General features: G+C 76.9%; 1 protein-coding gene. It reads right to left on the bottom strand.

The annotated features are described in order from the left end of the window. Positions 1 to 263: 263 nt before the first annotated feature. On the bottom strand, positions 264 to 1,000 hold a 737-nt coding region (gene scpB, locus HW577_RS25580), incomplete at its 5' end, for an SMC-Scp complex subunit ScpB (protein ID WP_408639561.1).

The following is a 1,000-nucleotide window of genomic DNA, read 5'->3' on the forward strand; positions in this document are numbered from 1 at the left end:
GCCAAGGTCGCGCGGCGCGCGCCTGGCCGGCGGCGAGCCGGCGGCCGCCATGGGACGGACGCCGGGCCAGGATCTCTCGGAACGGGCTTTGGCAAGGCCGGCAGCACGCGCGCCATGCGCGCAGTCCCGCGACGTTCCGCGGGCCACTCGGCGCAGCGCATGTGGCCCCCTGCGCCGCCGCCCTGGATTCGACGCCGCCGACGGGAGGGCGACGCCGCGATCCCACGCCGCGCGAGCGGCCGCCCCTGCGGGAGGCAGGATGATCATGGCACCGGCGGCGCCTGCGGCGGTTCCTCGGCCGCGGGTTCCGGCCCGTCCGCCGCCTCCGGCTGCTCCGTCGCTATTGGCCCGGCCTCCAGCGGCAGGGCGGGGGCGGTCTCGCCGGTCACGAGTTCCTCCTTGCGGGGGAGGTCCGACAGCGCCTTCAGGCCGAACTGCTCGAGGAATTTCGGCGTGGTGCCCCACAGCGTCGGCCGGCCCGGCACCTCCCGCCGCCCGCGCGGCGCGATCAGGCCAAGTTCCAGCAGTGCCTCCAGCGTGCTCTGAGCGAGCGCGGCACCGCGGATCTCCTCGATCTCGCCGCGCGTGCAGGGCTGGTGGTAGGCGACGACGGACAGGGCTTCCATCGCGGCGCGCGGCAGGCGGCGCGGCGCCTGGACCACCTTGGTCAGCCGCTGCGCGAGATCGGGCGCGGTGCGGAAGGCCCAGCCGCCGGCGACCTCCACCAGCGTCACGCCGCGCCCTTCGTACAGTCCCGCCAGCGCCGCCAGCGCCGCGGCGGCGAGCACACCTTCCGGCAGCACGGCGGCGAGCATCATGGTCGTGACAGGGCGTTCGGAGGCGAAGATCAGCGCCTCGGCGATCCGCACCGCTTCCGGCAGCAGGGCGGGATCAGGCGGCGCGTCGGCGGCTTCGGGCACGGGCTCGGCCGGCGCCTCCGCCACATCGGGTGCGGCGTCCGCGGCCTCAGGGGCGGGCTCGGGCAGCGCGCCGGCGTCGG

This window comes from Neoroseomonas rubea (assembly GCF_016106015.1).
GTDB lineage: Bacteria > Pseudomonadota > Alphaproteobacteria > Acetobacterales > Acetobacteraceae > Neoroseomonas > Neoroseomonas rubea.